This window comes from Nocardioides phosphati (assembly GCF_014646375.1).
GTDB lineage: Bacteria > Actinomycetota > Actinomycetes > Propionibacteriales > Nocardioidaceae > Nocardioides > Nocardioides phosphati.
This window is the reverse complement of the sequence record NZ_BMNI01000001.1, coordinates 66631-92572: the sequence shown is the minus strand read 5'-3', so window position 1 is coordinate 92572 and position 25942 is coordinate 66631. Positions and strand designations below refer to the sequence as shown.

24 protein-coding genes are annotated in these 25942 nt (G+C 71.2%); 12 read left to right on the top strand and 12 right to left on the bottom strand.

What is annotated here, in order from left to right:
- Window positions 1-254 precede the first annotated feature (254 nt).
- From IEX47_RS00475 to IEX47_RS00460, 4 genes are all read left to right on the top strand, one after another.
- On the top strand, window positions 255-602 hold the full coding sequence (locus tag IEX47_RS00475; protein WP_188781849.1) for a hypothetical protein: 348 nt from the start codon (window positions 255-257) through the stop codon (window positions 600-602).
- Between the two features lie 192 nt (window positions 603-794).
- Window positions 795-1163 carry a LysM peptidoglycan-binding domain-containing protein gene (locus tag IEX47_RS00470; protein WP_188781848.1) on the top strand — a complete coding sequence of 123 codons (369 nt, stop codon included), beginning with the start codon at window positions 795-797 and terminating at the stop codon, window positions 1161-1163.
- Between the two features lie 248 nt (window positions 1164-1411).
- Window positions 1412-2131 (top strand): transcriptional repressor LexA, encoded by a 720-nt coding sequence (gene lexA, locus IEX47_RS00465; RefSeq protein ID WP_188781846.1) that lies wholly within the window; start codon window positions 1412-1414, stop codon window positions 2129-2131.
- Between the two features lie 52 nt (window positions 2132-2183).
- A complete protein-coding gene (locus tag IEX47_RS00460; RefSeq protein ID WP_229662510.1) occupies window positions 2184-3140 on the top strand; it encodes a M15 family metallopeptidase in 957 nt (318 codons plus the stop codon).
- A 98-nt stretch (window positions 3141-3238) separates the two neighbouring features.
- On the opposite strand, the gene IEX47_RS00455 is transcribed toward IEX47_RS00460, so the two are convergent.
- From IEX47_RS00455 to IEX47_RS00405, 11 genes are all read right to left on the bottom strand, one after another.
- Entirely contained in the window at window positions 3239-4069 is an 831-nt protein-coding gene (locus IEX47_RS00455) for a hypothetical protein (RefSeq protein ID WP_188781844.1), read from the bottom strand.
- The gene (locus tag IEX47_RS00450) at window positions 4066-4629 is read right to left on the bottom strand and encodes a DUF6318 family protein (RefSeq protein WP_188781843.1); all 564 of its coding nucleotides are present in this window, start codon (window positions 4627-4629) and stop codon (window positions 4066-4068) included. Before IEX47_RS00450 ends, IEX47_RS00455 begins: the two co-directional genes overlap by 4 nt.
- Window positions 4630-4790: 161 nt before the next feature.
- Window positions 4791-6776: an ATP-dependent DNA helicase gene (locus tag IEX47_RS00445; RefSeq protein ID WP_373289198.1), complete on the bottom strand. Its 1986-nt coding sequence runs from the start codon at window positions 6774-6776 to the stop codon at window positions 4791-4793.
- A gap of 132 nt (window positions 6777-6908) precedes the next feature.
- The gene (locus tag IEX47_RS00440) at window positions 6909-9080 is read right to left on the bottom strand and encodes a putative Ig domain-containing protein (protein WP_188781841.1); all 2172 of its coding nucleotides are present in this window, start codon (window positions 9078-9080) and stop codon (window positions 6909-6911) included.
- Between the two features lie 184 nt (window positions 9081-9264).
- A complete protein-coding gene (locus IEX47_RS00435; RefSeq protein ID WP_188781838.1) occupies window positions 9265-9825 on the bottom strand; it encodes a LemA family protein in 561 nt (186 codons plus the stop codon).
- A 63-nt stretch (window positions 9826-9888) separates the two neighbouring features.
- On the bottom strand, window positions 9889-11694 hold the full coding sequence (locus IEX47_RS00430) for a DUF2207 family protein (RefSeq protein ID WP_188781836.1): 1806 nt from the start codon (window positions 11692-11694) through the stop codon (window positions 9889-9891).
- Between the two features lie 62 nt (window positions 11695-11756).
- Window positions 11757-12473, bottom strand: a complete 717-nt coding sequence (locus tag IEX47_RS00425; protein WP_188781834.1) for an SGNH/GDSL hydrolase family protein — start codon at window positions 12471-12473, stop codon at window positions 11757-11759.
- Window positions 12474-12523: 50 nt separating this feature from the next.
- Window positions 12524-14050 carry a GTPase HflX gene (gene hflX / locus IEX47_RS00420; protein ID WP_188781833.1) on the bottom strand — a complete coding sequence of 509 codons (1527 nt, stop codon included), beginning with the start codon at window positions 14048-14050 and terminating at the stop codon, window positions 12524-12526.
- Window positions 14051-14101: 51 nt separating this feature from the next.
- Window positions 14102-14617, bottom strand: coding sequence for a hypothetical protein (locus IEX47_RS00415; RefSeq protein WP_188781831.1), 516 nt, complete (start codon window positions 14615-14617; stop codon window positions 14102-14104).
- Between the two features lie 139 nt (window positions 14618-14756).
- Entirely contained in the window at window positions 14757-15626 is an 870-nt protein-coding gene (dapF, locus tag IEX47_RS00410) for a diaminopimelate epimerase (RefSeq protein ID WP_188781829.1), read from the bottom strand.
- Between the two features lie 33 nt (window positions 15627-15659).
- Entirely contained in the window at window positions 15660-16205 is a 546-nt protein-coding gene (locus IEX47_RS00405; RefSeq protein WP_188781827.1) for a dihydrofolate reductase family protein, read from the bottom strand.
- Window positions 16206-16269: 64 nt separating this feature from the next.
- On the opposite strand from IEX47_RS00405, the gene IEX47_RS00400 reads away from it, so the two are divergent.
- Window positions 16270-17052 (top strand): LicD family protein, encoded by a 783-nt coding sequence (locus IEX47_RS00400; RefSeq protein ID WP_188781825.1) that lies wholly within the window; start codon window positions 16270-16272, stop codon window positions 17050-17052.
- Window positions 17053-17144: 92 nt separating this feature from the next.
- Here the strand turns inward: IEX47_RS00400 and miaA are convergent, their stop codons facing one another.
- Window positions 17145-18074 (bottom strand): tRNA (adenosine(37)-N6)-dimethylallyltransferase MiaA, encoded by a 930-nt coding sequence (miaA, locus tag IEX47_RS00395; RefSeq protein WP_188781823.1) that lies wholly within the window; start codon window positions 18072-18074, stop codon window positions 17145-17147.
- Between the two features lie 68 nt (window positions 18075-18142).
- Between miaA and IEX47_RS00390 the strand changes: the two genes are divergently transcribed.
- The 7 genes from IEX47_RS00390 (at window position 18143) to IEX47_RS00360 (ending at window position 25941) form a co-directional block, all read left to right on the top strand.
- Complete coding sequence (locus IEX47_RS00390; RefSeq protein ID WP_188781821.1) at window positions 18143-18331, top strand: antitoxin; 189 nt, start codon at window positions 18143-18145, stop codon at window positions 18329-18331.
- A 297-nt stretch (window positions 18332-18628) separates the two neighbouring features.
- The gene (locus IEX47_RS00385) at window positions 18629-19942 is read left to right on the top strand and encodes a hypothetical protein (protein WP_188781820.1); all 1314 of its coding nucleotides are present in this window, start codon (window positions 18629-18631) and stop codon (window positions 19940-19942) included.
- A gap of 46 nt (window positions 19943-19988) precedes the next feature.
- Window positions 19989-20897 (top strand): hypothetical protein, encoded by a 909-nt coding sequence (locus IEX47_RS00380; RefSeq protein WP_188781818.1) that lies wholly within the window; start codon window positions 19989-19991, stop codon window positions 20895-20897.
- 112 nt (window positions 20898-21009) lie between these two features.
- Window positions 21010-22212 (top strand): hypothetical protein, encoded by a 1203-nt coding sequence (locus tag IEX47_RS00375; RefSeq protein WP_229662509.1) that lies wholly within the window; start codon window positions 21010-21012, stop codon window positions 22210-22212.
- A 5-nt stretch (window positions 22213-22217) separates the two neighbouring features.
- Complete coding sequence (locus tag IEX47_RS00370) at window positions 22218-22805, top strand: hypothetical protein (protein ID WP_188781816.1); 588 nt, start codon at window positions 22218-22220, stop codon at window positions 22803-22805.
- Window positions 22802-24679: a hypothetical protein gene (locus IEX47_RS00365; RefSeq protein ID WP_188781814.1), complete on the top strand. Its 1878-nt coding sequence runs from the start codon at window positions 22802-22804 to the stop codon at window positions 24677-24679. Before IEX47_RS00370 ends, IEX47_RS00365 begins: the two co-directional genes overlap by 4 nt.
- A gap of 29 nt (window positions 24680-24708) precedes the next feature.
- The gene (locus IEX47_RS00360) at window positions 24709-25941 is read left to right on the top strand and encodes a hypothetical protein (RefSeq protein WP_188781812.1); all 1233 of its coding nucleotides are present in this window, start codon (window positions 24709-24711) and stop codon (window positions 25939-25941) included.
- Window position 25942: the final 1 nt, after the last annotated feature.

Here is a 25942-nt window from a genome sequence, read left to right as displayed (position 1 = left end):
GCGTTCTGTTGAGGCGCGGCTCACATCTGTTGACTACATGTGGAAAACCACAACGGTGTAACTACTAGATGTAGTGGTAACCGTACGTCGCGACCCCCAGGGCCGCAACCTTGCATTTCCGCGCAAGATCGGCATCTGACGCATCGGATGTGGCCCCTGTCGCAAAACCGCAGGTCAGCACGGAAGAGCCGGTTTCCGGTCGGAAAAATCCGGGTCCGCGTGTCGCGCGTGTCGCGCCGTGACAGAATCCGTGCGTGACATCCGGGGCAAAGCACGCTGGCAGCCGCAAGGCTCCCCGCAGCGCCCGTCCCCCGCGTTCAGCCGACCGCCACGTGGCCATCTACGCCGTCGGCGTCACCTTCGCCGTCGTCGCCTGGGGATACCTCGTCTGGGCCGCGATCGACTTCGGCGCAACCGCCCGCTCGGGCAACAACGCCGCCTGGCTGTTCCTTGTTCTCGCCTGCGTCGGCGCTGCCTCGTGCCTCTTCGCCGGCCTCATGCTCGGCGTGCGCCTGCTGACCGTCGTCGGCATCGTCAACCCACCGGCCGGCTCCCCCGAGGAGTCCGCCCGGCCCGCCGGTGGACGCCGCGCAGCTCGCTGACGCTGCGTGACGCAGGCCTCGAAAAGTTTTTCGAACAAGGCCTTGCGTCGTTCGAACACATGATCTAACTTCGAGCATGTGTTCGATCGAACGTCTGATCGATCTCCCGCCAGCACCGTTCCCCCGGTTCTGTCGGGGGCCGCGACTAGACATTCGCTCGTCACCCCGACCGACTCTTCCCCGGAGGTCCAGATGAGCACGATCAGCTTCGCCCCCACGTTCGACATCCGCCCGGTTCGCCCGGCGCGCGTCGCCGCCCCCGCCGGCCAGCTCCGGCTGACCCGTCGCGGCCGCCTCGTCCTCTTCCTGGGTGCACTCCTGGCCGTCTTCGTCATCGCCTTCGTGGTCATGGGCGGCTCCAGCGCCTCCACCGAGACCGGCGGCACCCCGGGCGCGACCGAGCGCATCGTCGTGGCGCCCGGCCAGACGCTGTGGCAGATCGCCTCGGCCCACTCCGACGGCGGCGACGTGCGCGCCACGGTCGACGCGATCGAGAAGCTCAACGCGCTCGACAGCGCGATGCTCTACGCCGGCCAGGAGCTCTTCGTCCCGGCTGGCTGACACAGACTGCCGGCCACCACTGGTGGGTGGCCGGCCCAGATTCCCGCGCGTCGCCTCGACCCCGGCGCGCGGGATGGGGAAGACGCGGGGCGGGAGCTGCAAGGGAAGGCAGCCTCCCGCCCCGCCTTCCATTTCCCGGCCAGTGCGGCACTGAAAATCTTCGCGACACGTTCGAACAGGTGTTTGAACAACGTCTGCGATCGCACTACGTTGAACTCACCTGATCCACCGACGCAAAGGCGCAGACGATGGCGACTCCTCCCCGCAAGGTCTCCGAGCTCCCCGACGGCCCTCCGGACGCGACCGGCCTGACCCCGCGCCAGCAGCGGATCCTCAACGTCATCCGCGACGCCCTCGAGACCCGGGGCTACCCGCCCTCGATGCGCGAGATCGGCGACGCCGTCGGCCTCACCTCCTCGAGCTCGGTCTCCCACCAGCTGAAGGTGCTGGAGCAGAAGGGGTTCATCAAGCGCGACCCCAACCGTCCGCGCGCGATCGAGGTCTTCCTGCCCGAGGTGCTCGCCGCCCGCCGGTCGATCGGCGCCGCCGAGGAGACGACGTACGACGAGACCGGCATCGGCGACTCGATGCCCGCCGCGACGTACATCCCGCTCGTGGGCCGCATCGCCGCCGGTGGCCCGATCCTGGCCGAGGAGCGCGTGGAGGACGTGTTCCCGCTGCCGAAGAGCCTGGTCGGCGACGGCACCCTCTTCCTGCTCGAGGTCTCCGGCGACTCGATGATCGACGCCGCGATCTGCTCGGGCGACTACGTCGTGATCCGCCAGCAGCCGACCGCCAACAACGGCGACATGGTCGCGGCGCTCCTCGACGGCGAGGCCACGGTCAAGACCTTCAAGAAGAAGGACGGCCAGGTCTGGCTGATGCCGCACAACGACGCCTACGACCCGATCGACGGCACCCACGCCTCCATCCTCGGCATCGTCACCGCCGTCCTGCGCCGCGTCTGAAATCTCCACCGTCGTGCCCCGCCGTGCTCTGCGGCGGGGCACGATTGCGTTCATGACCTCCTCCCCCGTACGCCGCAGCGCCGGCTGCCTTGCCGCTCTCGCGCTCTCGGTGCTGGCGCTGGGCGCATGCGACACCGGTGGCGGGGCGAGCGGGGCGTCCGTGTCGCCATCGCGGACTGCGTCGCCGACCGCTTCGGGAGGGCCGGGGTCGGGCACCGACGGTCCGGGCGGGCTGGCCTCGTCCGCTGCGGCTGCAGCGAGTTCGATGGCTGCGTCGCCGACGCCCTCCGTCTCCCGGGCTCCGCTGGGCACGGTGCCTCCGACCTGGCTCGGCAAGCGGCCGCTGCCGGAGACGAGCGACGGGTTCGGCGTACGGAAGCCGACGCCGCCGGAGCTGCGGGTGCGGCGGTTCACGCTGCCGGACACGGTGGCGATGCTGCCGGGCACGGGCTTCGCCTCGGCGGTTGTGACGCCCGCGCCGGCGAGGGTGATCGCGCGCTCGACCTGGCGGCCCGGCTGCCCGGTGAAGGCAACCGACCTGTCGTGGATCCGGCTGACCTTCCGCGGCTTCGACGGGGCCCGCCACACGGGTGAGCTGCTCGTGAACCGGACCGTCGTCGACGACATGGTCAGCGCCTTCCACGACCTGTGGGACCAGCGCTTCCCCATCGAGGAGATGCGGGTGACGCGGCGCGACGAGCTCGACGCTCCGCCGACGGGCGACGGCAACAACACCTCCGCCTTCGTCTGCCGTCCGACGGTCGGGTCCTCGACGTTCAGCCAGCACGCCTACGGCCTCGCGGTCGACGTCAACGAGTTCCAGAACCCGTACACGAAGGGCGACCTGCTCCTGCCGGAGCTTGCCGGCTCCTACCTGGACCGCAGCTGGGTCCGGCCCGGGATGCTCACGCCGGCCGCGATCGGAGCCTTCGCCAAGGTCGGTTGGGAGTGGGGCGGCAACTGGCACTCACTCCAGGACCGCCACCACTTCTCGCGCGACAACCGCTGACCTGACGGCGCGCGCTTTGCGGCGTACGGCGGGCGCGCGGTGGAGTGGACGCGGAGTGCGGCAGGCGAGCTCAATCTCGATTGAGTCGGCTGCCCGGCTCAATACGAATTGAGCACCGGCTGGCCCTCCAGGATCTGCAGCGGCACCGGAGCGCCGGTGCGGGTCACTGTGCCGTTGACCGGACGCCACGCTCCCCCACCCACCCGGAACTGCGCCGACCAGGTCACCTCCACACTCGGACGCACCGCACCGGTGTGCTCGTAGACGTGCGTCAGGTAGCCGTCGATATCCGGAGAGTCGTGGTCCCACGCCTTCCCCGCCCAGTCCGTCGTCTGACTCGTGCCATCACCGTGGTGCCAGACGAAGCTGCTCGGCTCGATCTTCAACGTCACCTTGCGGCCCAGCAGCGTCAGTGTCTTCGTGAACGGCTCCGCCTGCGTCGAGAAGATCGTCTCGAGACCGACCAGGGTCTTGCCGTTGGGCGGCTGGATACTCAGCGCCGGCGCGGGCAGCGGGACGCGTCGAAACGCCCGGAGCACCAGGGCACCGATGTCGACGCCGTTCTTCGCCGACTGCGGGCATGCCTGCACCGCTCCGAGGCCGGGGTGGACGCTTCCGTCCCAGAAGATCAGCACCTCACCATTGGCCTGCTTACACATCGGTGCGTCGATGCAGTCCAGCAGATGTCCCGTCTCGCACGTGAGCGTCCACGGCGCAGACGCAACTTCAGACTTTGAGCCCCCACGGTGCGGCGGGGCGCCCGGCGTCTTCTGGCCGCCATGATTTACCTCTTGGAGGACCGCGAATCCATTCGGCGCCGGGGAAACGTCGGTGCCGTCGTGAGTGGCAGAGGCCGCCCCACCTCCAACGACGCAGACAATGAGCGCCAAGGCCGTCGAGGCCAGGCGTGCCCCCAACTGCCGGCTCACTTGGTTAGCACCGACTCGTAGGCGAGCCAGCGTCCGTTACGCCAGAGAACGCTGAACGCTAGGACAAAACGCTCCCGATGGCCTCGCGAAAGAACCTTTCCGTGCTCGTCCACAAACTCTGACCTAGGCTGCTGGACCGACACCGCAAAGCGCTCGTAGGGCATCACGACGCGGGTATCTCGCGCGATCTCCTCAACAAGCCATCCGCCCCCGCTGATGTGATGGCCGTCGGCGTAAACGCGGCTGACGCTCCCTATGAGGGCGTTGCAACCACGGCACTCGGGCGCCGCGCTGCGCCTGAGGTCCTTCGTATCTCCTGAGCGCATTGCATACGTGACCAAGGCGAACCAATACTTGGTGAAGGCCTCGGCTCCGTTTGCGGTCTTCGTGATCGCCGCCTTCGGCAGCACCGGCGCAGCAGGCCCGGACGAAGTCGGAGTCGGCGAGGCAGCCGCCGACGACGTACCGGGCGTGGGCGAAGGCGAGTCACCGCCGCAGCCGGAGGCGCCGAGGGCGAGGACGCCCGTCAGTGCGAGTGCGGTCAGTCGATGCAGAGCCATGAGGGCCGTCCTTGGTTCCCGAGAAGCCGCGCCCACAAGGACGAGCGCGCAGCAGAACCGTAGGACGCGCCAGCCAGTTCGGGGAAGTCCGTCGTCCACAGGCAGGCGTGGCATCAAGGCATGAGGCGGCGACCGGCGCACGACCAGTCACATCTCGGCCGCTAGTTGCCGGCGAGGCGCTTCAGCGCTCCCCTCACCATCTGCGGGTCGACCGTGGGCCACATCGGAGGCAGGGAGGCGCGCAGGAAGCCGCCATAGCGGGCGGTGGCCAGGCGGGGGTCGAGGACGGCGACGACGCCGCGGTCCGACGAGGTGCGGATCAGGCGGCCGGCACCCTGCGCCATCAGCAGCGCGGCATGGGTGGCGGCGACGGACATGAAGCCGTTCGCACCCGCGCGATCAGCGGCCTTCTGGCGCGCGGACATGAGCGGGTCGTCGGGACGCGGGAACGGGATCCGGTCGATGAGCACGAGCGTGCAGGTGTCGCCCGGGACGTCGAGCCCCTGCCACAGCGAGAGCGTGCCGAAGAGGACCGTGTGGGGGTCCTCCACGAACTGCTTCGCGAGCTCCGGCAGCTGCGCATCGCCCTGGGCGAGCGTCGTCAGGTGCGGCAGTCGCGTGCGGACCTCCTCCGCAGCGGCCTCCGCGGCGCGCTTGGAGGAGAAGAGGCCGAGCGTGCGGCCGTCGGCAGCGTCGATCAGCTCGACGATCTCGTCGAGGGTCGCCTTCACCAGGCCGTCGCGACCGGGCTGCGGCAGGTGGCGCGCGACGTACAGGATGCCCTGCCGGGCGTAGTCGAACGGCGAGCCGACGTCGAACCCCCGCCACGGCTGTACGCCGTCACCGCGCGCCGGCGCGGAGTCACCGTCGGCAACGCGCTCGGTCGGCTTCAGGCCCAGTGAGGAGGCGACGACGCCGAAGTCGCCGCCCAGCATGAGCGTCGCGGAGGTGAAGACCACGGTCTTGTCGGCGAGCAGCTTGTCGCGGATCTGTCCCCAGACCTGCAGCGGCGCCAGGCAGAGCTGCGGACCGCCGTGCTGCGGGAGCCGGTCGTTGCGCCACAGGACGTCGGACTCCAGGTCCGCGGCCATGCGCTCGGCGACCGCCAGCACGTCGCCGACCATCGCCTTGGCCTGCGTCTTGGCCGCGTCAGCGTCGTCGCCCCCCTTCTCCTTCGGGAACGCCGAGACGCACGCGCGCGCCGCGTCACGCACCAGCGCGAGGGCGTCGGCCAGGTCGACCGGCATCCGCTCGATGCGGCCCGGGTGGACGCCGGCGATCGCGTCGGAGAGCGCCTCGGCCGCGTCGAGCAGCTCGTCGGCCTCGCGCCCGTCGACCTGGCGCGCAGCGCGCCGGCCGGCCCGCTCGACGTCGCCGGGCGCCAGCTCGGAGGACGCCGCCTGGGTCACCCGGGCCACGAGCTCGTGGGCCTCGTCGATGACGACCGCGTCGTACTCCGGGATCATCGGGATGCCCTCGATCGCGTCGATCGCGAGGAGGCTGTGGTTGGTGATGACGAGCTGCGACTGGGCAGCCTTCTCCTTCGCCTGCTCGGCGAAGCACTCCTCGCCGAAGGCACACTTCGCCTTGCCGAGGCACTCGCGCGCGCTGACGCTGACCTGCCGCCAGACCCGCTCGGTGTGGCGCGGGGCGTTGTCGCGCTCGCCGCTCAGACCGTTCTTCGCCTCGTCCTCAGCCCACTCACGCAGCTCGAGGACCTGCTTGCCGAGCTCACCGAGCGGCGCCTCGACCAGCACGCCCTGCTCGTCGGGCACGCCCTCGCGGATGCGGTGGAGGCAGGCGTAGTTGGAGCGCCCCTTCAGCACCGCGAACGACGTGTCGATGTCACGGTGGTGACCGATCGCGTCCATCAGCCGCGGGATGTCGCGCTCGACGAGCTGGTGCTGCAGCGCGAGCGTCGCGGTCGCCACGACCACCCGGTCGCGGTGGAGCAGCGACGGCACGAGGTAGCCGAGCGACTTGCCGGTGCCGGTGCCGGCCTGGACGAGGAGGTGCTCCTGCTCCTCCAGCGCCTGCGCGACGGCCTCCGCCATCGCGACCTGCCCGGGGCGCTCGACACCGCCGAGCGCGCTCACCGCCTCGGCAAGCACCTCGCGGACACGCGTGGTCTCGGAGGTCTGGGTCACCGCAGAACTCTACGGCCCTCCTCTGACAGCGGCGCCGTCCGGGGTCCACAGGCGGGAGCAGGCGAACGTGGCGCGACGTGTGCCGGCCCGGAGGCCCGGGCCGGCACACGTCGAGGGTGGATCAGGCTCGGCTCAGGAGAGCGTCACCGCGGTGTCGTCGACGACGAACGACGTCTGCCGCGAGCTGTCCTCGATCGAGGTGAACGACAGCGTCACCGTCTGCCCGGCGAAGCCGGAGAGGTCGACCGTGCGCTGCTGGTAGCCCCCGCCCTTGTTGCGGTTCGAGTAGGTCGCGAGGGTGGTCGAACCCGCCTTGACCGTCAGGGTGTCGTAGGCGCGGCGGGTTCCCTCTGCACTGTCGATCGCCAGCCAGAACGTGAACGTCGCCTTGCATCCGGCCGGGACGCTGACCGTCTGCTTCAGCGTGTCCGTCACGGCGCTGCCGTAGCCGCCCAACCATGCGTCCCACGTGCCCGTGCGGGCCGGCTTGGCGGTGTTGTTGTTGATGATCGAGGCGTCGCTGACCGTCCACGGGGCCGCCGTTCCGGTTTCGAAGCCGGGGTTGCCGAGCTTCTGGCCGGTGCACGCGGTCGGGGCAGGGGCGACGGCCCAGGAGAACGTCGCGGCGCCGGTGGCCCCGGTGCTGTCCTTCGCGGTGACCGTCGACGAGAAGCTGCCCGACGCCGTCGGCGTACCGGAGATCAGGCCGGTGCCGGCGTTGATGGTGAGTCCGGCCGGCAGGCCCGTCGCGCTCCAGGTCAGCGTCTCTCCCGACGCGGAGTCGGCGCCCTGGACCTGCAACGATGCGGGTGCACCGACGGTCGCGCTCTGCGCGCCCGGATTGGTGACCGTCACCGTGTTCGGCTGCGGCGCCGTCGTCGTGGTCATCCGGATCTGGTAGTTGCCGAGCGAGGCGTAGTCGCTGTACTGCCCGGCGACGGCCGGGTCGCCCGAGCCGACACCGTCGACGACGGCGGTGTACGTCGCGCCGCCGGCCGGCAGCGTGCCGGTCCACGTCGCGTCCAGGCCGGTGGACTGCCCGGACGAGACCCGCGTGACCGCGGGGTTGACCGTCGCGACGGTCGCGCCCGACGCGTCGAGGATGCTCAGCTGCACGTCGAGATCAGGTACGCCGTCAGCCGGCGTCACGCTGACCGTGGTGCTCCCCGACCCGGTGAACCCGAAGGCGTCGACGTCCTGGCGGGTCGAGATGACGCCGTTGGCCGGGGCGTCCGCGCCGAGCACGGTCGCCGTGGCGGCGGAGTTGCCGTGGTCGTCGGCCCGCAGCGGCGCGCCGGTCGCGATGATCGCCAGGTCGTCCTGGTGCTGGTTCGCGTCGGGGTACTCACCGAGCGACCACTGCGTCACCGGCTGGTAGTACGACGCGCCCATGATCGGTGCCCAGGGAGCCACCCCGGAGTAGTAGCCCTGCGTCGAGGTGCCGTCGTGGCTCAGGCCGAAGTTGTGGCCGACCTCGTGCGCGGTCGCCTCGCCGACGCTCTTGCCGTTCTTGCCGGTGCCGTTCGAGAAGACCCAGGCCGGCTGGTAGTAGCCGTGGTTGGAGCCGCTGCTGGTGAAGACGTTGACGTAGGCCACGCCACCGCAGCCGCACTTGTCGTAGACGGTGCCGCCGTTGGTGATCAGCGCACGGGTGCCGAAGACCTGGTCGGTGGAGTCGGTGCGGTCGATCGCCGCCGCGCCGGGGTCCTTCGTGGTGACGTTGACGTCGAACGGCGCGTAGTCCTCCGCGACCGTCTGCCAGGTCCGCTGGATCTCGGTCAGCTCGGCGTCGGAGAAGTTCGTGTCGACGGTCGTGTCGATCGAGTAGGGCTGCGCGACGATGTCAGCGCCGTATGACTGGTTCCAGGCCGTGCCGTTGACGGTGTCGCCGGTGAAGTCGAGGTAGATCGTGCGGTTCGAGCCCGGGCGTGACTCGAGCAGGAACGTCTCCGACAACGGCCGCACGGCCGTCGACGAAGCCAGGCTCGCCTGGGCCGCGGTCGGCGCCTTCTCCTCGACGTAGAAGCGGAGGCCACAGGGGTCGAGCCACAGGGCCCGGTCGTCCGCCTGGCGGCGCAGCCCTGCCGCGCTCACGCGGTTGGCTGCCGCGGCCTTCCGGAACGCCGACGGGTTGCGCTCAGCGACCACCGAGGCGCGCTGGGCGTGCTCGATGAGCCGGTCCTGGCACCCGGCTGACGCCGGCGCAGCGGATGCGCCGGTGGCCGAGACGATCTGGAGCGCGGTGCTTGCCGCAGCCAGCGTGACGACGCTGACGGCAGAGACATGTCGCCTGAGAACAGACATGGGTTTCCCTCCCTCGGGGCAGGCCCCTCCGGCCCGCCTCACGCCTCACGGGGATCTCCCAAGCCCCGCTCGACGTGTCCGACTGAAACGCACGGGGCGTCGTCGCGCAATAGCCCGTCTGGAGGGGTGGACGCGGGTGTCCGGCGCGCCCCGGAATGCTGTTCGAGGGACAGCGCAGACCGCCTCAGAAGCTGACGGTCGGCGGTGCCTCCTGGCCCTGCGGCGCCTCGTAGAAGTCGCGCTTGGAGACGCCCGCGACGCCGGCGAAGAACATCCACGGGATCGTCTGCACCGACTTGTTGAGCGTGGCCGCGGCGTCGTTGTAGTACTGCCGGGAGAAGGCCAGCTTGTTCTCGGTGTCGCTCAGCTCGGCCTGCAGCTGCTGGAAGTTGGCCGACGCCTTGAGGTCGGGGTACGCCTCGGCGACGGCGAAGAGCCGGCCGAGCGCCTGGTTGAGCACGCCCTCGGCGGCCGCCTTGTCAGCGACCGAGCCGCCCTGCGCGGCCTGCTGCAGCCCGGCACGCGCAGCCGTCACGGCCTCGAGCACCCCGGCCTCGTGCTGGGCGTAGCCCTTCACCGTGTTGACCAGGTTGGGGATCAGGTCGGCCCGTCGGGTGAGCTGGACGTCGATGCCGCCGAGCGCCTCGTCGACCGCGACGTTCTGCGTGCGGAGCTTGTTGAAGCCGACGACGAAGAAGGCGACGAGCGCCAGCACGACGACGATCGCGATGATGGCGAAGATCATGAGGTCCCCCTGAGATGGATGTGCGTCTGTTCTACCAGTGAGCCAGCTGCGTCGGCAGGCGGCTCACCAGGAGCCCATCCCGCCTCCACCGCCTCCGCCGCCACCGGAGAACGAGAAGCCACCGCCTCCGCCGGCTCCCGACGAGGAGGAGCGCTGCGTCGCGGAGTACGCGCTGATCGAGGAGCCGAGCGCTGCGTCGAAACTGTCGAACGACAAGGTGCCGTAGCCACCGCCGTAGCCCGAGTTGACCATCCCTCCGGCGTACCAGAGCGGGACCGGGGCCGGCTCCCCCACGGTGGCGGTGTACTTGCGCGCCCACGCGTCGGCGCATCCGAACGCGACGGCGTACGGGATGTAGGCGGTGTAGAGGTCCTTGCGTGCGGCGAAGTCGAACCGGGCCTCGGCGCTGTCGGTGGCCAGCATCCGCCGGAAGCCACCTGCGCGGGACCAGAGGTCACGACCTGTGGCCGTGCGATGGGTGGTGGCGGCGACCTGGACCAGGCCGATGCCACCTACGACGAAGAGGCCGGGAACGAGTGCGATCAGGCCGACGCCGAACGGCTGCTGCCACGCGCAGAGGAGAGCCAGGGCAGCGGCGACGACGAGGGCGACGCGGCCGCCGGGGACCATCGGGCTCTTCACGAGCAGCCCCTGGCCGATCGCCCAGTCGCGCGCGTGCTCGGGCAGCGAGGTCGACAGCTTGGAGAGCCTCTCGCCGGCATGGACGGAGCCGTCGACGATGAAGGATCCGCTCTCGGTGTTGACCCCGAGCGAGCGCCCAACGTGCTGCGAGAGCTCGTCGAGCTCCTGCCAGTCCGCGGCGGTCTTGAGGCCGGTCACGGACCACCGGTTCTGGCCCTGGTGGTCCAGCTTCACGAAACCCCGCTCGGCCAGGTAGAGCACCGTCGAGGACACGGCGTTCTTGGGGAGCTGCTCACGCACGATGTACGCCGCCTGCACCGGCCCGATGCCGGCCGGCGGCTCGAAGAGCACCGGGAAACCGGGCGCGCGCTCTCGTGTGCGACGCTCCAGCAACCGGCCCACCGCGAAGGCAAGCACGGCGAGGAGTGCCAGGCCGAGCGCAACCGGGACGCTGCGTCCGAGAGCGGCATCGAGCCAGGCAGGCCATGGCAGCAGGACCCCAGGGTGGGGATCGCCATCGAGTCGGGCCGCCAGGCTCACGGGTTCATGGACGGCGATGTCACTGGCGGTCACCGTCACGGTGGATCCGTCGACCGCGACGGCGCAGTGGCCGCTGCTGCGGGCGCACTGGGGCTCGGACGTGGGGTCGGACGGGAGGTGCACCGTCACCTGGGCGCGGTCCACTTGCATTTCCGACCAGGGCACGACATCCCAGACGAACTCGCTGCCCTCATCGCTCGCCCAGGAGCCACCGCGGTAACGCGAGCCCGGCTTGGCGAGGACGCCATCGACGTCGTAGTCGATCTTCCATACGTGCGTGCCCGGATCAAGGATCGTCCCCGCGTCCCCGATCCGCGCCACGCGGAACTGGCGCGCCTGCTTCCACAGCCATGCGACCTCAGCAGGCTTGCCGTCCTGCTCGATCTTGACGTTGCGCGGCATCGCGCGCCCGTGCGGGTCGACGCCATCCGCCACGTCCCAGTAGCGGAAGATGCCGTGGCGTCCCGCAGGCAGCTCGGCCGTGATCATCTCGGTGGTGTGCAGCTTCCCGGAGCTACTCACCGTGGTCTCGGCCCGGTAGTCGGTGACCTTCGCCGGATCATTGCCGCTGTCCTCGTCGGCGGACAGGGCACCGAGGAGAGGCCAGACCAAGAGGCCGAGCGCCACGAGGAGTGCCGCCACCGTCAGTCCGAAGACTCCGCCATCGCCCCACTGCTTCCCCCGCATGCCCGCGAGCATAGCCACGCCGACCGCCAGGGAAACGGCTTCCTGCACAGGCCGCGAACCGCCTAGAGCAGGGCGGCGACCGCCTGGCCGAACTCCCTGTGTCCCTCGACGGTCGGGTGGAGCCGGTCGTCGAGGTAGGGCAGCCGCAGGTTGACCATCGACAGGTAGAGCACGTCGGCGCGCGCCGCCTCGTCCGCGAGGATCCCGTCCACCCGCGGTACGCCGGCGGCGCGGCGCGGTGCCGCGACGGGGCCGACGATCACGATGTCGCGGGCCGGGATGCCGCGGTCCTCGAGGCGCTCCAGCACCCGGCGTACACCGGAGCGGATCGCGTCGGCGGACCGGTCGGTCTCGTTGAGGCCGCCCTCGAGGACGACCAGGTCGGGGCGGGCACCGGTGCGCTGGAGGGCCTGGTCGACCCGGTCGGCGTACGACCGTCCGGCGCAGGGCGAGGCGTGCTCGGAGAAGCCCGAGCCGGTGAAGCCGTCGACGTGCACGCGCCCGGCCAGCTGCGAGGGCCAGGAGTCGCCGGGGTGCGCGAGCCCGCGCCCGGCCGACCAGGAGTCGCCGATGACGAGCACGCGGTCGCCGCTGCCGGTGACGATGTCCGCGCGCGCGATGCGGGCCTCGGCGAGGAGGTCGCAGCGGCGTTCCAGACGGCCGCTCGACCAGGCCGCACCGGTCACGACGAGGACGCCGACCACCACGAGGAGGAGCACGCCGAGCGCGACGATCACACGTCGCTGCCGGCCAACGCCCAGCGCCCCCACGAGTCCCACGCGCACATGGTGGGGTCAGCGGGCACTTCCCCGCAGGAGAACGGGAAAAGTCAGACGGCGTAGGCCGCGAGCTCGCCGGCGAGGTCCTCGTTGGCGCGCCCGGTGACGAGCGTGCCGTCGGCGGTGTGCTCGAGCGTGGCGATCTCACCGGCACGGTGGATCCGGTCGACCAGGTCACCGCGGGAGTACGGCAGCAGCACAGAGAACTCCACGCCGGGCCGCGGCAGCTCGGACTCGACCTGCGCCAGCGCCTCCCTGATGCCCTGGCCGGTCTTCGCGGAGACGACAACGGAGTGCGGCTCGCGGCGCAGCAGCCGGTCGATCACCAGCGGGTCTGCAGCGTCGGCCTTGTTGATGACGATCAGCTCGGGCACGCCCGTCGCCTCGATCTCGGCGAAGACCTCCCGCACGGAGGCGATCTGGCCCTCGGGGTCGGGGTGCGAGCCGTCGACGACGTGCAGGATCAGGTCCGCGTCGGCGACCTCCTCCAGCGTCGAGCGGAACGCCTCGACCAGCTGGTGCGGCAGGTGGCGGACGAAGCCGACGGTGTCGGACATCGTGTACTCGCGGCCGTCGGCCGTCGTCGTACGCCGGGTGGTGGGGTCGAGCGTCGCGAACAGTGCGTTCTCGACGAGGACGCCCGCGTCGGTGAGCTTGTTGAGCAGCGAGGACTTGCCGGCGTTGGTGTAGCCCGCGATGACGACCGAGGGCACCGCGTGGCGCTTGCGGTTGGCCCGCTTGGTCTCGCGGGTCCCCTTCATCTCCTTGAGCTCGCGGCGGAGCTTGGCGATCTTGTCGTTGATCCGGCGGCGGTCGGACTCGATCTTGGTCTCACCGGGGCCGCGGCCACCGATGCCCTCACCGCCCGCGACCCGGCCACCGGCCTGGCGCGAGAGGTTGCCACCCCAGCCACGGAGGCGCTGCTTCATGTACTGCAGCTGGGCCAGCTCGACCTGCGCCTGGCCCTCCTTCGACTTCGCGTGCTGGGCGAAGATGTCGAGGATCAGCGCGGTGCGGTCGACGACCTTGACCTTGATCTTGTCCTCGAGGTTGCGCAGCTGCGACGGGGCGAGCTCACCGTCCATGATCACGGTGTCGGCGCCGTTGGCCTCGACCATCTCGCGCACCGCGTCGACCTTGCCGCGGCCGATGTACGTCGCCGGGTCGGGCTTCTGCCGCCGCTGGTAGATCGCGTCGAGCACCTCGGCGCCGGCGGTCTCGGCGAGCAGCGCGAGCTCGGCCATCGCGTTCTCGGCGTCCTGCTCGGTGCCCTCGGTCCAGACCCCGACGAGCATGACCCGCTCGAGCCGGAGCTGGCGGTACTCGACCTCGGTGATGTCCTCGAGCTCGGTGCGCAGCCCGGCCACGCGGCGCAGCGCGTGACGCGCGGCGAGGTCGACCTCGCCGACGGTCTCCTCCGGGTCACCCTCGCGCAGCCACCCGTCGGTCTCCGGGTCGTACGCCGGGGCGTCGTCGTCGGCGTACCCCGACTCGTAGTCGTCGCCCCACCCTTCGGTGGCAGCGAGGGCTCCGCTGAGGTCGACGGGCTCGGGTCCGGTGGCGTGTGCGTTGCTCATACGCCGTCCAGCGTAGGCCGCTGGTGGCTCGGGGCACGAACCCTTATCGGCTCAGCAGCTCCCCCTCGGGTTGAACTGGGCGAAGGTTCCGGCCGGATTGTGCTGCCAGACCCACGCGTGCAGGTCGTAGTGGATCGGCATCCCCGGCTCGTGGCCGAGCATCGGACCGTCGAACGGGTGGCCGAGCAGCGACGGCCGGTCACCGTCGGTGCTGAGGTCCTGGTCGGCGTCGGGCTGGAAGTACTCCACGGCGACGAGCTCCGGCCCGTCCGTGCCCGGCTGATACAGGAGGATCGCCGGGTGGCGGAGGTCGATGGAGCCGACGAGCGACGGGTTGATCCAGTGCTGGCCCATGACCCCGAGCCCGGGGGCCTCGACGCAGACATCGGTCGGGATGTAGCCGGCGTCGATGGCGACCTGCGGGTCGTGGAACCGTGCGGTTGCCGCCCGGATCGCGGCGACGCCGTCCGGCGCACCCGCGTCGGCGGTACCGCCGACCAGCGCGGTGCTGACCAGACCTGCTGCGGCCGTGAGGGCGAGCGGGATGCGGAGCAGGGAACGACGCATGACCCCTCCTGGGATCGAGCCGTCCGGCGGGCGGCACCGCTCCCATGAGACCGCTGGCCCGGAGCGCACGCAGCCCTCCCGACAGATGCCGGGGACGAACTGGGGGTGCACCCGGGGCGCGGCGCTCGGCGCCGCGGGATCAGAGGTCGGTGGTGCCCTCGGCGACGATCGCGGCGGGGCCGGCCAGGAGCACGTGGTCGTCCGGCGTCCAGGTCAGCGTCAGCTCCCCACCGGGCACGTCGACGCGGTAGGTCACCGGCTCGCTGGCGGGTCGTGCCCCCGACCGAGCACCGTCGGCGATCGCGGTCGCGACGAGCACCGCGCAGGCACCCGTGCCGCAGGAGCGGGTCTCCCCCGCGCCCCGCTCGTGGACCCGCATCGCGACGTGGCGCTCGGCCACCCGCGTCACGAACTCGATGTTGACGCCCTGCGGGTAGACGGCAGGGTCGTAGCCCGGCTCCTCGAGGAGGCGGCCTGCTTCGGCGAGGTCGTCGAGGAAGGCCACGGCGTGGGGATTGCCCATGTCGACGTTGGTCGCGGGCCAGCCCTGGTGGCCGACGGTGACGGTCGAGCTGGGACCGAGGGTCGGCGTGCCCATGTCGGTGGTGAACGTGTCGCCGTCGCGCGTCACGGTCTTGACCCCCGCGCGCGTGGCGATGCGGACCGGCTGGTCGGCCGGGACGAGGCCCTCGTCGAGGAGGTGACGCGCGAAGACGCGGGTGGCGTTGCCGCACATCTCCGCGACCGACCCATCGCCGTTGCGGTAGTCCATGAACCACTCGGGCGGCTCGTCACCCGTGATCGGACCGGCGACGCTCGGGTCGTGCTCCGCCAGCGCGGCCGTGCGGATCACCCGGACGACCCCGTCGGCACCGATGCCGGCACGGCGGTCGCACAGCGCGGCGACGCGCTCGGGCGCGAGCGCACCGTGGATCGTGCCGTCATGGTCGGGCAGCAGGACGAAGTCGTTCTCCGTGCCGTGGCCCTTGAGGAACCGGTATCCGCTCACCCCCTCATCGTCCCATGCACGCACCAGCGGGTCTCAGCCGCCGCCATCGGTGGCGACCGCATAGCGAGCGCAGACGAAGTCGCGGTTGCGCGCCACCTCGAGCAGCTCGAGCTCGACCCTGCGGGGAAGCAGCGGGGCGCCGGCACCGAGCGTCACGGGCGCGAACTGGACCCAGACCTCGTCGAGCAGCTGCGCGTCGAAGAACTGGCCCACGAGATCGCCGCCACCGACCAGCCAGACGTTGCGCTCCCCCGCCGCCTCGCGGGCCGCCCGGTGCACATCGGCGACGGGGGCGTCCGTGAAGGTGACGTCGCCCGGCGGCCGGCCGAAGTCGCGGTGCGTGAGCACCCACGTCGGCTGCTCGTAGGGCCACTGCCCGCCCAGCTCCTCGTCGAGGTGATCGAGCACCCACTGGTAGGTCGTGGCGCCCATGACCAGCGCGCCCACGTCGCGCACGAACCCGTCGTAGTGCATCGGCCCCTCGGGGTCGATGTCCCGCGACGTCAGCCACGACAGGTCGTGGTCGGGGGTCGCGAGAAAGCCGTCGAGGCTGGAGCCGGTGTAGTAGATCGTCGCCATGCCTCCAACCTGCCACGCAACACCGACAGGCGATCCAACCCTCAGGCGGTCTAGCCTTCTGCCCGTGGAGATCGACCCGCCGGCCGCTGAGCCCGCCCTCGTGGAGGAGCTCGTCGCCGACGAGGTGGAGGCGCTTCTGGCCGATGTCGCCGCACGCCGCGAGCACCGCGCTGTCCTGGCCCGACTCCGGCAGGTGCGTGAGCTCCTCGACCCGGCGTCCTTCGCGCTCGTCCAGGAGCGGCTCGACGCGCTGCTGGCCGGCGAGACCGTCACGATCCACGGCTACAACCCGCGCCTCGACACCCTCGAGGTCGACCAGTGGCAGCGCCTCGCCGAGCTCGGAGCAGAGCTCGAACGCCGCGGCCTGACCTGGTTCGTCGTCTCCGGCACGCTGCTGGGCATCGTCCGCCACGACGGCTTCGTGCCCACCGACGACGACCTCGACATCGCCGTCCTGCTCGACGCGTCCTCCGACACCGCGGCCGCGGCCGCCTGGCTCGGCGTACGCGCCCTGCTGGGCGACCTGCTGCGCAAGCAGGAGCACCAGCGCGGTGCCGAGTTCGACCTCGACGGCCCCACGATCGACCTCTTCCCGGCGTGGATCTCCGCCGACGACCGTCTCCACGTCTGGCCGTGGTGCCGCGGCGAGGTGCCCGGCGACGCACTGCTCCCCCTCGCGACCCGCGAGGTCGGCGGCGTGAAGGTCCCCCTGCCCGCCGACCCGCCCGCCCTCCTCGCCGTCAACTACGGCGAGACCTGGCAGACCCCCGACCCGCTCTTCGCCTTCGACTGGCCCCGCGCCCACGAGCGCTTCGCCGGCTGGAAGGCCGGGCTGCCCTCCGGCTGACCGGGGCCCGCCTGCCGCGCGGGTGGTTGCCGGGATCGGAGGTCGCCTCCCCCGGCACGTGAGTCTTGGAGCGAGGGACGAGCGGAAAGATCTCAGCCGGGCGGAGGGGATCCTTCGAGCGCGGCAACCACCCGCCCACAGAGGTCGGGGGCGTCCCAGTCGAACCAGTGGATGCGTGGGTCACGCGAGGTCCACTGCTCCTGCCGCCGCGCGAAGCGGCGGGTCGCGATGACGATCCGCTCCTTCGACTCCGCCTCGGTGAGCTCACCCTTGATGAACGCGACGGCCTCCGGGTAGCCGATCGCCTTGATCGCCGTCCTCGTCGCCTCCAGGCCGCGCGCCATCAGCGCCTCCACCTCGGCGACCAGCCCCTGCTCCCACATCAGCTCGACACGCAGCGCGATCCGCTCGTGGAGGGTGGGGCGGTCGATCCGCAGGCCGACCTGCAGCGCGCCGGGCACGGCGTACTCGAGGGTGGGGAGGGTGGCGCTGAACGGCTGGCCGGTCAGCTCGATCACCTCCAGCGCGCGGACGATCCGGCGCCCGTTCGAGGCGAGGATGCCGGCGGCCGCGGCCGGGTCGAGGGCCGCCAGCCGCTCGTGCAGTACGCCGGACCCGACGGCCTCGAGCTCGGCCTCCAGGCGCGCGCGGATCGCCGCGTCGGTGCCGGGGAACTCGAAGTGGTCGAGCACCGCGCGCGTGTACAGCGCCGATCCCCCGACCAGGATCGGCACGCGACCGCGGCTCCTGATGTCGTCGATGGCGTGTCGTGCGAGCCGCTGGAAGTCGGCCACGCTGGCCACCTCGTCGATCTCCATCAGGTCGATCAGGTGGTGCGGGATCCCGCGTCGTTCGGCGAGCGGGAGCTTGGCCGTGCCGATGTCCATGCCGCGGTAGACCTGCATCGCGTCGGTGTTGACGACCTCGCCGTCGAGCCGCTCGGCGAGGTCGAGCGAGAGCGCGGTCTTCCCGGCGGCCGTGGGGCCGACGACCGCGACGACGGGTGTTGCGTGGACCGGCATGCGGTTAGTGTTCCAAACGCCGAGGCGTCGCATTCGGGCGGCGCCGCGAACTGCAAGGACAGGTAGTCATGGGGTTCATGGACGACATCAAGGGCCAGGCCGAGAACGCGCTCTCCGAGCACGGTGACCAGGTCGGCGAGGCGATCGACAAGGCGGTCGAGTTCGCCGACGAGAAGACCGGCGGCAAGCTCGGCGACAAGGGCGAGATGATCGCTGACAAGGCCAAGGACGCCCTCGGCATCGACGACCAGGCCTGACCTCCTGCGCTCAAGCCGGCCTCCGGGGCCGGCTCACGTGGCCGCCGCCGTTCCTCATCACGAGGAACCCGGCGGCCACGGTGCATTTCCCCGCGCTGGCGGCGTCGCACGGATGAGCTACCCCGGTCGCGCCAGCACGGCTGCGTGAGCACCAACCGACGACCTCCGGCCGGGGCCTGCATCCGGGCCACCGCGGTCGGTCGACCCTCTCCGCGTCACCCGTGTCCTGCGACTGTTCGGCCCGGTCCCGCGGGCGTTTCCTGAAGGCGCACATTCCGTCGCTGAAAGGGAACGCTCATGACGCAGGCGCGATCCGAGTTCGAGTACGAGCTCGAGGACGAGTTCGAGGACGAGGCCTTCCTGGGCGGCCTGGCGAAGATCGCCGGATCCCTGCTCGGCGAGGGCGAGGAGGAGTACGAGCTCGAGTACGAGGACGAATACGAGTCGGAGGACGAGTACGAGGAGGAGTACGAGGCCGAGGACGAGCTCGAGGGCGAGTTCGAGGACGAGCTCGGCGGCCGGCTCCAGTCGGAGTTCGAGGCCGAGGACGAGTACGAGGACGAATACGAAGGCGAGTACGAGGACGAGGACGAGGCCTTCCTGGGCGGCCTGGCGAAGATCGCCGGATCCCTGCTCGGCGAGGGCGAGGAGGAGTACGAGCTCGAGGACGAGGCGGAGTACTTCTTCGGCAAGATCGGCCGCTTCGTACGCCGCAACTCCGGTCTCCTCAAGAAGATCGCCAAGGTCGCCGCACCGCTCGTCGCCACCGCCGTCGGCGGTCCCGCTGCCGGCATGCTCGCCAAGGCGGTCACCTCCCAGCTCGAGGGAGAGGGCGAGCTCGAGGCAGAGCTGGAGGCCGAGCTCGAGGAGATGGCCACGGCGCCGGTGAGCCCGGCCGTGGCGATGGGCGAGTACCTCGCCGCGCGCGCCGCGACGGCCCAGTCCGAGGCCGAGGCCGAGGCGTTCATCGGCTCCGCTGTCACCGTCACGCTGTCGCAGCGCCAGATGCGCGAGCTCGAGGAGCTCCTGCCGCAGCTGCTCCGGGGCGCCAGCGTGCTCACGCGGATCCTGCGTCGCAACCCCGGCACGCGTCAGGCCGTGCGGTTCGTGCCCGGCATCGTCAACGCCACCTCGCGCCACCTCGCCCACCGGATCGCCACCGGTCAGCCCGTCGGGCCGACCGAGATCGGCGCGGCCCTCGGCGGCAGCACCCGCCGCGTGCTCACCAACCCGCAGTGGACCAACGCCGTCTCCCGTCGGCACGCCCGCGGCCTGGCGCACGTGCGTCGCCACCGGGTGCGCCACCACCACCGCGGTGGCTTCGGCCCCGGCCGCCGGTACAGCGGCACGGGTGCGCTGCGACCGCGCCGCATCCCGCCGACGGTCCACCGCCGTCCCCAGCACACCCGTGTCGTGGGTCCGCGCGGCCCCGTCGGGCGCCCGCGTCCCGGCTTCGTCCGGGTGGTCACCCCCGTTCGGGTGCCGCCCCGCGGCGGCAAGCCGGCCCGCGTGGTCAAGGTCGTGACCGACGTGAAGGTGCCGCGCGGCTCCGTGCCCACCGGACGTCCCGCCGCCCGCACCACTTCCGGCTCCGCCGCCCGCCGGCGCTGACCGGCCACCCAGCACCGCACCGGTTCCCACTTCGAAGGAGACGCAGATGACCACTCTCAACGGGCGCTACCCCGCCATCCAGGGCGAGTACGAAGACGAGTTCGAGGCCGAGGACGAAGCCTTCTTCGGAGGCCTCGCCAAGATCGCCGGCTCGCTCCTCGGCGAGGGCGAGGAGGAGTACGAGGACGAGTACGAGGAGGAGTACGAGGACGAGGCCTTCCTCGGCGGCATCGCGAAGATCGCCGGGTCGCTGCTCGGAGAGGGCGAGTACGAGGACGAGTCGGAGTACGAGTTCGAGTTCGAGGCGGAGGCCGAGGCGGAGCTCGAGGCCGAAGGTGAGCTCGAGGCGGAGTTCGAGGCCGAGATGGAGGAGGAGGCCGAGGGCTTCGTCAACCCGGTACGGCGCGTCTACCGCGACGCCGAGCTGATGGCCCACTTCGCGACCAAGGCCGCGCAGTCCGAGAGCGAGGCGGAGGCAGAGGCGTTCATCGGGGCGCTGGTCCCGCTCGCCGCGAAGCTGATCCCCCGGGCGGCGAAGCTGATCCAGGCCAACGGGCCCGCCCTCGTCCGCGGCGCGAGCCAGATCGCCCGCCGGATGCGGCGGAGTCCGCAGGGGCGCCAGCTGGTGAAGGCGCTCCCCGTGGTCCTCCAGCGCACCGCGCAGAGCCTTGCCGACCAGGCGGCGAACGGCCGCCCGATCGACGCCACCACCGTCATCGGCACCCTCGGCGACATGACCGGACGGGTGCTGCGCGGTGGCGGTCGTCGACGCGCGGTCCAGGCCGTCGACGTCTTCAACCGTCGCTACCACCGTCGTCGTCGCTGGCAGGCCGGCCGCGCGGCGTACGGCCCGCGCCGGACTCGCCGCGCCCCCGCCGGCTACCGCCAGGTGCCGCGCCCGCGCCGGATGAACGCCGCCGCTCGGCGGGGTGGGCGCGGTGCGCGCCGCTACTGAGCGGCGAGCCGTCATCCCCCCTGCCCCCACCACGACGGGGACAGGGGGCCGGACGGCCCCGCTCATCCCCGCCTTCGCCGGCGGCCAGGCCGTCAACGTCCGCCGGCACCTGGTGGCACTGCGGGACTTCACCCGCGACGAGTTCGGTACGTCGGCCGCGCGCCCCTCGGAGGGCCACATCCAGGCCGTCAACGCCCTCCTCGCCAAGCTGCGCCGACCGCTCGAGGGCGCGGTCTCCGACCTCGAGCGGGTCGCCCGGGAGGTCGAGCACGGCCCCGCCTCGACCGGGCAGCTCCACGAGCTGCTGCGACGCAAGAGCCGGGCACACGACTGGGTTCGCGCGACCGAGCGGGTGTGGGACTTCTACTTCGATGTCTTCGGACAGCGAACCCAGGAGCCGTACAACCAGTGGCTGCTGTCCTGCGACCGGATCGCCCTCGACTGCTACCAGCACGTCTACATGCACCTCGGGTCGAACCGGTCGATCCCGGCGCCGCCGCCGTTCACCTACATGCGCACCGGCTTCTCGCCGGCGACGTACCGCCGGAACATCCCGCTGCGGAAGCTGGGCCGCCAGCTCAACCCGTTCCCCCTCGTCCAGCTGCCGTACCACCGCCTGGTCAACCCCTGGACGATGGGCGCGATCATGCACGAGGTCTCGCACAACCTCCAGAACGAGCTCGGGCTCGAGGAGGCCGTGCCACGCTCGATCCTCCGCACCTTCCGCGCTGCCGGCATCGACCAGCGGGTCGCTGCGATCTACGGTCAGTGGAACCGCGAGATCTTCGGCGACGTGATGGGATGCCTGCTCGGCGGCGAGGCCTTCGTCGCCTCGCTGCTCGACGTCATCGGCCGCTCGCCCGAGCAGGCGATGGGCTTCAACCCGCACGGCGTCCACCCCACGCCGTACCTGCGGACCTTCATCTCCACCGAGCTGCTGCGGCGCATGGGCTTCCCCGAGGCGGCGGCGACGTACGACAAGGCGTGGCGTCGCCTCTATCCGTCGACGGCCGGGAGCAACCTGCCGCCGGCGCTCGTCCGCACGGCGAAGGATGCGATCCCCGCCGTCGTCGAGGCCGTTGCCTTCACCCGGTTCCCCTCCCTCGGTGACCGGTCGCTGCGTCAGGTGATCACCTTCGGCCCCCGGCACCAGCTGATGATCGAGGAGGCTGCCCAGCGGCTCGCCCGCGGGACCGACCCGGGCGTCGTCCCCGAGCGGTTCCTCATCGGCGCCGTGCGGATCGCGGTCGACCGCAAGCTCGCCGACCCCGAGCGCCTGATGCGCAACTTCTACCTCGAGCTCTCCAGGAGGTGAGCCAGATGTCGCTGACCTCTGCCCAGGCCGAGCTGGAGACCACCGTCTCGGCGCTGGAGGACGCCATCACCGAGCTGGTGATGATCGTGCACGAGGACCGCCCGGCAGCGAGCCAGGTCGCGATCGTCGACCACCTGGCGGAGGTCGTCTCGGAGCTGCAGGCCGACGCCGTGCTCGCCGGCCAGCGGCTGCACCAGCTGACCGACCCGCGCCAGCTCGCCGATCGCCTCCCGTACGTCGACCAGGCGCTCGCCGCGTGCGCCGGCACGTACTGGTGCGAGCTGCGCTCCTTCGCACGGATCAACGAGCTCCGCCGCACCGCCGCCTCGCGGGGTGTCGAGTGGCGGACCTGGCAGCGCAGCATCGAGCTCTCCCTGCTGCGGTGCGAGGCACCGGTACTGCGCGCCCAGGCCGCCGTCCGCTCGGCCTGGCAGGAGCTCGGCGAGCTGCTCGCCCACTACCTGCGGCCGCCGATCGCGGCACCGCCCCCGGTCCCGGTCACCGAACCGGACACCGGACGGGCCGAGACCGTCCCCCACCCCCGTCCCGCAACCGTCGAGAAGCCGCAGATGAGCACCAGGAGGTCATCGTGAACGGACAGCAGAACTCCATTCCCGTCGTCGACGTGGACAGCGCCTTCCCGGCGATGGTGGAACGACCCACCGGCCGCCGCAGCACCGTGGCCCCCGGCGACCTGGGCCCCCAGGTGGAGACGGCACTGCGTGACGTCCTCGGCTGGCGGCCGAGGCCCGACGACCCCGCGGCCTTCACCAACGCCCTCAACGCGGCGTTCCGGCTGCGCCGGGTGCAGGGCCACACCGAGGCCGACTTCGTGCCGCGCGGGTACGCCGTGCAGGCCGACCTCGGCGCGGTGACCGGCGGCCAGGCGTCGCTCTACCGGCGCGCCACCCTCGTGCGCTCCGAGGCGTTGAGGATCCTCGACGGCCTGGTGCCGCTGCGACCCGACGCGGACGACGATGACATGGCCTCCTACCGGCTGCTGGTGCGCAATGCCGTCGAGCGGCTGGTCGACGAGATCGGCGCCGCGGGCGGACCGCGGGTGCAGATGGTGAACATGTACTTCGCGGGGCTCACCGGCAAGGAGAACCCGATCCCGGGTGTCACCGCCGACACGGTGGCCGGCCAGCTCGGCGCCCTGCGCGACCGGTTCGGCCTCACCGACGGCAACGTCAACACCGTCGAGGAGGAAGGGATCCGCACGGCGTACTGGACGCTGGTCGACCTGCTCCTCGACCTGCAGGGATCGTGGCGGCGCCAGGTGAAGAAGTTCTCCGGCGGCACCGGTCAGGGCTTCCTCGGCACCGAGCTGATCCTCCTCTCGCGTCTGATGGAGGCGGCTGCCGACCAGGTCGAGGAGCTCGAGGACGTGCTCGACTCGGTCCTGATCACCCAGTCCGAGCGGCGCACGCTGGTGCTCGATGACCGCACCGGCCTCACCGTCGACGGCCTGCTCACCTGGCTGCACGACTTCCTCAGTCAGGAGGGACGCCGGATCGCCCAGGACGCCGGTCGCGACGGCATCGTCTCGGGCCTCGCCCCGATGGCCGTGGCGCTGGTGAAGGCCTACCGCAAGTTCCTCGCCGACCCGGTCGCTGCGCGCGGCCTCAAGGAGATCAACCGCATCGAGCTCCCGGTCGTCTACCTCCCGGCGACCTGCTGCGACCTGCCGGCCGGCATGTTCGCCGCGCGCACCAAGATCGCGGTCGCGAGCCTGTCCCGGTTGCTCACCGATCTCGCGAAGTCCGCGCAGCGGATCGGTCGCTGGGCGCAGCCGGTGCTGGTCAACGCGACCTTCCTGCCGGTGGCCGGCCGCGACGACGTGACCGAGGTCCGGGTCCGCGGATTCAACCTGCGGCTCACCCACATCCCGGCGTTCGTGCGGAAGGCGTGGGAGGACGACGACTGCCAGGTCGCGTCGGCCGGCACCAAGGGCCTGCTCCTCCCGCTCGAGGGGAGCTCGACCGCCGACGACGAGAGCGTGTCGGCCCTGTTCCGGACCAGCAAGCTGCTCGCGGTCTTCAACCGCTACGACGTGCCGGCGCGCTGGGACGGCGAACAGGCGGTCGTCATGGCGGCCGATGCCCTGCCGATGGCCCTCGTCGACGGCGAGCGGGGCGTCGTGGAGGTCGCTCCGGAAGTGGTGACCTTCCCGCTGCTCGATGCGGCCGGGGTCCCCGACGAGGACGCGGGTGGCACCTGGCCGTGGCTGAAGCAGACCCGGGCGTTCCAGACCACGCCGGCCGGGCCCCTCGTGGACGTCGACGACGTGCGCGACGCCCGAGCTGCCGCGGACGGCGGAGGTGACCGGCTCAAGGAGCTCGTCGACGAGTCCTTCCAGCGCGACCCGCTCGTCGCCCGGATGCATCTCAACTCGCTGCTGGCGCCGCACAAGTTCGTGGTGCACCAGAAGCCCTCCACCAAGAACGACCCCAAGAACGACGACTGAGCCCGCGCACACGGTGATCGGAGAATCCAATGCTGACCGAGAAGGAATACCAGGAGCGTCTCGACCGGGTCGCTGCGCTGCGCGAGAAGCTGGCTGACAACCTGTCGGGCAGCCTGGTCTCGAACCCCGCGCTGGCCGAGGAGCTGAACAGCCAGATCGACGACCTGGTCTCCGCCGCCGTCGCCGGCGACGAGGCCCGGCCCGTGCCTCCCGACCGCGGCCTGGCGGCCCTCGTCGGCCTCGGGCCGGATGCCGCCCGGAGCCTTGGCGAGACCCTCACCTCCAACGGAGTCGCGCCGTACGACGACCAGGTCAACTCCGAGCGGATCGTGGCCGTCGGCGACCTCTACTACCTGTACCAGCACGACCAGATCGGCGTCTTCCGCGTCGTGCAGAAGCTGAAGGAGCTCTTCGAGTCCGGCGCGGTCCGGCTCTCGTCGGGACCGGGCGCCTACGCGCTCTACCAGTTCGACCGCCGTGACGTGCTGCGCTACACCCGCAAGGACCGCATCGAGGCCTACCGGCGCGTGCTCGGCTACGGCCGCGGTCTCGGATCGGCGCAGAGCCGCCCGAACACCGACTTCCACATGCTGTTCGGCCACTTCGTCAACCAGGTCACGCTCTTCTGGCGCGACAAGCGGATCTCGGACGTCATCCGCGAGCGGGCCATCGACCCGAGCTTCGGCTCCATCGCCGTCGTACGCCGGGCCGGCCTGGACCTGCGCAACAACCTGAAGTTCACCTCGTTCGGCCACCTCAACGTGATGCGCGTGGAGCTGATGCAGGTGCTCGACGAGTGCTTCAAGATCCTCGGCTCCGAGGACGTGATCGACCTCTTCGGTGCGGACAACGCATGGGACGTCGTCGACGAGGTGCTGATCCGTTACTTCGACGAGCGGCTGCAGAGCTCGCCGCGGCAGCGGATGGCGGTCACCGGCCGGGAGGTCCTCCGGTGGCTGGCCGGGCCGCACATCCTCGAGACCGGCCGGGGCGAGTTCGAGGCGATGCTGATGAACATCGCCGAACCCGCCGAGGAGTGGCTGACCTCCGCGCAGGCGATGAGCCTGGCTCGTCGGTCCGGCTCGGACCGCGTGCTCCCGTGGGAGCAGCTCGGACAGTCCGGCGTCGCCTCGCCGGTCGCCGAGCGCAGCCCGCTGACGGTGCCGCCGCGCGCGGGCGCCCGCCCGCCGGCGTACCCCCGTCGCAACGGGATGGGGACCTACCGGGGTGGAGCGCCCGGCCGCCGGGTCACTCTCCGGTGAC

Bases quoted from the DNA above. Each gene is read 5' to 3' on its own strand.
- IEX47_RS00470 (WP_188781848.1), top strand. From the start codon at position 795: ATGAGCACGATCAGCTTCGCCCCCACGTTCGACATCCGCCCGGTTCGC.
- lexA (WP_188781846.1), top strand. From the start codon at position 1,412: ATGGCGACTCCTCCCCGCAAGGTCTCCGAGCTCCCCGACGGCCCTCCG.
- IEX47_RS00460 (WP_229662510.1), top strand. From the start codon at position 2,184: ATGACCTCCTCCCCCGTACGCCGCAGCGCCGGCTGCCTTGCCGCTCTC.
- IEX47_RS00450 (WP_188781843.1), bottom strand. From the start codon at position 4,629: ATGGCTCTGCATCGACTGACCGCACTCGCACTGACGGGCGTCCTCGCC.
- IEX47_RS00440 (WP_188781841.1), bottom strand. From the start codon at position 9,080: ATGTCTGTTCTCAGGCGACATGTCTCTGCCGTCAGCGTCGTCACGCTG.
- IEX47_RS00435 (WP_188781838.1), bottom strand. From the start codon at position 9,825: ATGATCTTCGCCATCATCGCGATCGTCGTCGTGCTGGCGCTCGTCGCC.
- IEX47_RS00430 (WP_188781836.1), bottom strand. From the start codon at position 11,694: ATGCGGGGGAAGCAGTGGGGCGATGGCGGAGTCTTCGGACTGACGGTG.
- hflX (WP_188781833.1), bottom strand. From the start codon at position 14,050: ATGAGCAACGCACACGCCACCGGACCCGAGCCCGTCGACCTCAGCGGA.
- IEX47_RS00415 (WP_188781831.1), bottom strand. From the start codon at position 14,617: ATGCGTCGTTCCCTGCTCCGCATCCCGCTCGCCCTCACGGCCGCAGCA.
- IEX47_RS00405 (WP_188781827.1), bottom strand. From the start codon at position 16,205: ATGGCGACGATCTACTACACCGGCTCCAGCCTCGACGGCTTTCTCGCG.
- miaA (WP_188781823.1), bottom strand. From the start codon at position 18,074: ATGCCGGTCCACGCAACACCCGTCGTCGCGGTCGTCGGCCCCACGGCC.
- IEX47_RS00390 (WP_188781821.1), top strand. From the start codon at position 18,143: ATGGGGTTCATGGACGACATCAAGGGCCAGGCCGAGAACGCGCTCTCC.
- IEX47_RS00385 (WP_188781820.1), top strand. From the start codon at position 18,629: ATGACGCAGGCGCGATCCGAGTTCGAGTACGAGCTCGAGGACGAGTTC.
- IEX47_RS00380 (WP_188781818.1), top strand. From the start codon at position 19,989: ATGACCACTCTCAACGGGCGCTACCCCGCCATCCAGGGCGAGTACGAA.
- IEX47_RS00370 (WP_188781816.1), top strand. From the start codon at position 22,218: ATGTCGCTGACCTCTGCCCAGGCCGAGCTGGAGACCACCGTCTCGGCG.
- IEX47_RS00360 (WP_188781812.1), top strand. From the start codon at position 24,709: ATGCTGACCGAGAAGGAATACCAGGAGCGTCTCGACCGGGTCGCTGCG.